General features: G+C 40.3%; 4 protein-coding genes. All 4 read left to right on the top strand.

Annotation, left to right across the window (positions count from 1 at the left end; genetic code table 11):
* Nucleotides 1–33 precede the first annotated feature (33 nt).
* Nucleotides 34–630, top strand: a complete 597-nt coding sequence (locus tag CYP54_RS08930) for a LemA family protein (protein ID WP_103604987.1) — start codon at nucleotides 34–36, stop codon at nucleotides 628–630.
* A 61-nt stretch (nucleotides 631–691) separates the two neighbouring features.
* Nucleotides 692–1198: a DNA-deoxyinosine glycosylase gene (locus tag CYP54_RS08925; protein ID WP_103604986.1), complete on the top strand. Its 507-nt coding sequence runs from the start codon at nucleotides 692–694 to the stop codon at nucleotides 1196–1198.
* A gap of 106 nt (nucleotides 1199–1304) precedes the next feature.
* Entirely contained in the window at nucleotides 1305–2450 is a 1146-nt protein-coding gene (locus CYP54_RS08920; protein ID WP_103604985.1) for a toxin-antitoxin system YwqK family antitoxin, read from the top strand.
* Nucleotides 2451–2771: 321 nt separating this feature from the next.
* A complete protein-coding gene (gene dcuC, locus CYP54_RS08915) occupies nucleotides 2772–4166 on the top strand; it encodes a C4-dicarboxylate transporter DcuC (protein ID WP_103604984.1) in 1395 nt (464 codons plus the stop codon).
* Nucleotides 4167–4444 lie beyond the last annotated feature (278 nt).

Genomic DNA, 4444 nt, shown 5'->3' with positions numbered 1-4444 from the left:
CGCATATCTTAAAATAAGTAAAAAGGAGCAAAAATGCTTATTACTATAATTGTCGTTGTTATTGCCTTAGCGGCTTATATTATTAAAATATATAATAAACTACAATCAATGATGCAAAACATCAGAGAGAGCTTCGCAAATATCCAAGCTACGCTCAAAAAACGTTTAGATCTATCAAATCAAATAATAGATATAGCCAAAGATTATGCAAGTAGCGAACAAATGATTCAACTTGGCGTTTCTGGAAATGGGATCGCAAAAGTAGCTGCTTTGGCTCAAGCCTTTCCGGAACTAAAGGCTAACGAAACATATCAAATGCTAATGTCGCAGTTAGAAAAAATTGAGAGCGAACTCCTAAATAAACGTGAGAGCTATAATGCTGAGGTGAAAAGCTATAATTCTTATAAAAATGCGTTCCCGCAAGTCCTAATAGCCTCAAAACTATCTTTTGAATCAGTCGCTTATTTTGACATTAATGATGAGGACTTTAGCGAAAATTTAAAAATATTTAAAAAAGATGATTCGGCTAGAATACAAGAAATTTTAAGTGACTCTAATAAGAAAATCACCGATATTGCAATGAATGCGAAAAAGATGATTAACGATAAAATTTCAAATAATCCAAACTAAAAAGAGTAACTTTTTATAAAATCATAAATGGTTTGAATGGCTAAAATTTTAAAAGAGACAGATGAATCAAATTAGTCCATTTAAACCGATTTTCGATAAAAACTCTAAAATTTTAATCCTCGGCTCCTTCCCTTCCGTAGTTTCTCGTAAATTTGGCTTTTACTACGCAAATCCGCAAAATCGCTTTTGGCGGGTGCTGGCCGGGATTTTAAACGCTCCGCTGCCAGAAAGCACGGATGAAAAGATAAAATTCCTGCTTGCTCACCGTATCGCCATCTACGACGCTGCGATCTCGTGCGAGATAAAGGGCTCGAGCGATGCTAAAATGACTGCCGTCAAGCCCGTAAATTTAGAGCCGATCTTTAAAGCCGCAAATATCACGCAAGTCTATGCAAACGGCGGCAAGGCGCACGAAATTTGCGAAAAATACCTAAAAACTCAAATTTTAAACGCAACGGGTAAAGAACCCGTCAAACTACCCTCGACTAGCTCGGCAAACGCAAATTTTAGCTTTGAAAGGCTCGCGCAAGAGTGGAAGGTCGTCGCAGGGGCGCTAAAAGACGGCTAAATTTGATACGAATTCTAAAATTTAACTCATCCGAAATAATTGCGCCTTCACCTTAAATTTAGTTTCAAATTTTAAAATTACCCAAATCAAACAAGCAGGAAAAATAGTGAAAATCCTAAAATTTCTATTTTTGCTTCCGCTTCTAGCGATAGGTGCGCAGGCGCTGGAGCCAAAAGTCGTAATGAAGCCCGAAGCGAGCCTAAAAAACGGGCTTTACTACGTAAAAGGCAAGCTCTACGACGGTACGTTAAAGATGCTGCGTTACAGCGTAGAGGACCTATATGACGTAAATGCGATGGGCATGATCTATCCGAGGCTAAAACCGCTGCCGCCCACGCTTATACGCGAGATAGACGTACAGGGCGGCACGGCGGTGCGATATCGAGACTATTTTGACGGCAGAGACAAACCCTCAAACGAATACCCCCTAAAAAACGGCGTCCGCGAGGGCATGGCTAAGCACTACCATGCAGATAGCGGCGCTCTGATGGGCGAGAGCGAATACAAAAATGGCGTCCGCGATGGGCGCTACCGCCGCTACTACTTTGACGAGGGCGGCACGTTAAAGCAGGAGGGCACCTACAAGGCGGACAAGCGAGAGGGCGTATTTACCGACTATTACGTTAGCGGCAAGGTTAGCGCACGCAGCCCATACGTCGGCGGGATGCGAAACGGCGAGGACTTCGACTACTACAAAAGCGGTAAAATCCGCGGCGTGCGAACCTATAAAAACGATAAGCGAGAAGGCGCGGAGACGTGGTACTACGAAAGCGGCGCCGTAGAGGAGACGGGCGAATACAAAAATGACCGCAAAAACGGCGTTTGGAAGCGATTTTACGAAAACGGCAAAGCGCGCGTGGTAGAAAACTATAAAGACGGCGAAAAGGACGGCGTCGTGCGCGAATACTACGGGGGCGGCAAGCTACGAGGCGAATACGAGTACAAAGACGGCCGCCAAACGGGCGCGGGGCTGGACTACTACGAGAGCGGGGCGCCGGCTGCCAAAGTGATGTTTAAAAACGGGCGCTATCACGGACTGTACGAGGAGTATCACGAAAACGGCAAGCTAAAAGCCAGGGTGATGTTTGAGGACGGGTTGGAGGTCGGCGAGGCGCGTCACTACTACGCAAACGGCAAACTAGAGGCCGAGGGGGAGTTTGAGCGTGGCAGGCTCATCCGCGCCAAAAAATACGACGAATCGGGCAAGCTAATCAGCGACAAGCAGGGTAAAAACGGACTTCCGAGGGAGTAAATACTAAAATAAGTTGCTACTGGCATCATTTGAATTTTTACCAAACCAAATATTTGCATCTTTTATATTTTGAATATTTTAATTAGCTTTAAATCACACTACAATAGTCGCACTTAATATTAAAATTTTATATTCATCTTTTGCATCTTAGTCATAAAAGTAGCAATCTCATTTATAAAATCGATAATATTTTGATAAATAAAAGCGAAATTTCAATATAACAAGTAGTATAATTGCAAGTATATAAATATTATTTTTTATACTTTAGTGTATTTTTGATTTTTGTATTCTGGTTTTTAAATATCTTAATAAGGAGCAAAAATGCATACTCTTGGTCTAATCATAGCCTTACTTACGCTTTTTGTTGTAGGTTGGGCGATTTTAAAAGGCAAATACGCCACTTTCGTGCTCTTACTCTCTGGCGTTATCATGCTTATCTTTTCAGTCATTCTTGATACGGGAAAATTTTTACCAGAAAAGGTAAAGAGCACTGGAAATTCATTGCTAGATGTAGTTGAGTTTATCCGCTATATGCTCTCAAATAATTTTTCACAACTTGGACTTTTAATCATGTTAATGGTCGGTTTTGCAAGTTATATGACTCATATCGGAGCAAATCAAGCCTTTGTGGGCATCGCCACAAAAAGGTTTAAAGCCATAAAAAGCCCATATTTTATGATATTCATAGCTTTTTGCGTAGCAAAACTTATAAGCATGGTAATAACCAGCGCAGTTGGACTTGGCGTGCTTTGTCTTGCACTTCTTGGACCAGTTCTTATATCATTAGGACTAAATAAACTAAGCGTTGGTAGTATTTGTGCGATGAGTGGAGCTAGCTCAATGGTACTTCTTGGCTCATCGACAGCTGCTGCTGCAAAAGCAACTGAACTTGAGGTGCTTGATTATGTTTTTATCTATAAAATTCCAGCGGCTCTTCCAACTGCGCTCGTGATCGGCGTTGCATTAGTTCTTTGGAATAGATACTTAGACAAAAAAGAAGGTTGGGTTTGTAGCGAGCATGTAGGAGAGAGCATTAGTTTTGACGATAAGGTGGATGTTCCAAAAGAGCAAGCACCTATGATCTATGCTCTTTTACCATTTTTACCGATGATTTTAGTAGTAGTTTTTTCGCCATATTGTTTAAAAACTATAAAACTAAACATATCAAGCGTCATAATCCTTTCTATGATAATTGCTATGGTTTTTGAAGCATTTAGGCATAAATTTAGCTTTGAAAAGCTTGGCGAAGGGCTAAAAGTATTTTTTAATGCCATGGCAAAAAGCTTAAGCGGTGTTGTTATGCTAGTTGTGGCAGCTGGTATATTTGCTGAAGGTTTTAAAGCTCTTGGTATGCTTGATGCTATTGTAAATTTGGCAAAAAGCATAGGCTTTGGGGGGCTTGGCATGTCTATACTTTTTGTATTTATAACAACCATCGTTACAATCATAGCTGGCTCAAATGGTGCAAGCTTTTATCCGCTTTTAAATATGGTGCCAAATATAGCTAAGAGCTTAAACATCAACTCTGTTATGCTCGTGCTTCCTATGCATCAAGCCTCCACAATAGCTAGACCACTTTCACCTGTCTCTGGCGTAGTGGTAGCCATTTCAGGTATGCTTCACATTAGCCCGCTTTCGCTCATTAAAAGATGTAGCGTGCCAGCTATTTTAGGTCTTATAAGCCACCATATATTTGTATTTTTACTATCATTTTAAGGAGAAAATATGAGATGGAGCTTTGATGATTCTTATATAGAATTTAATAGCGAAATTTTTACCTAATCGTTTGAAAATCTAAAAGCACAAAATGAAAATTTGGTTAAATTTTTAAACAATAGCGAGCTTACCAAAGCTATCATCTCATACGAAGAAGCATACAAAGAAGCAACTAGCCTACTCGCATTTTGTCGTTGCAAAAGTAGCGATAATACAAAAGATGAGCTAGCTAGTAAATTTGAGCTAAAAACAAAAGAGCAAAAAGCTAAACTTGATAC

The sequence above is a fragment of the Campylobacter concisus genome, from assembly GCF_002914005.1.
In the GTDB taxonomy this organism is placed as follows: Bacteria; Campylobacterota; Campylobacteria; order Campylobacterales; family Campylobacteraceae; genus Campylobacter_A; species Campylobacter_A concisus_N.
This window is presented reverse-complemented; position numbering and strand designations above follow the sequence as displayed.

Excerpts from the sequence above, each read along its gene's own strand:
- CYP54_RS08925 (WP_103604986.1), top strand. The coding sequence starts at position 692 with ATGAATCAAATTAGTCCATTTAAACCGATTTTCGATAAAAACTCTAAA.
- CYP54_RS08930 (WP_103604987.1), top strand. The coding sequence starts at position 34 with ATGCTTATTACTATAATTGTCGTTGTTATTGCCTTAGCGGCTTATATT.
- dcuC (WP_103604984.1), top strand. The coding sequence starts at position 2,772 with ATGCATACTCTTGGTCTAATCATAGCCTTACTTACGCTTTTTGTTGTA.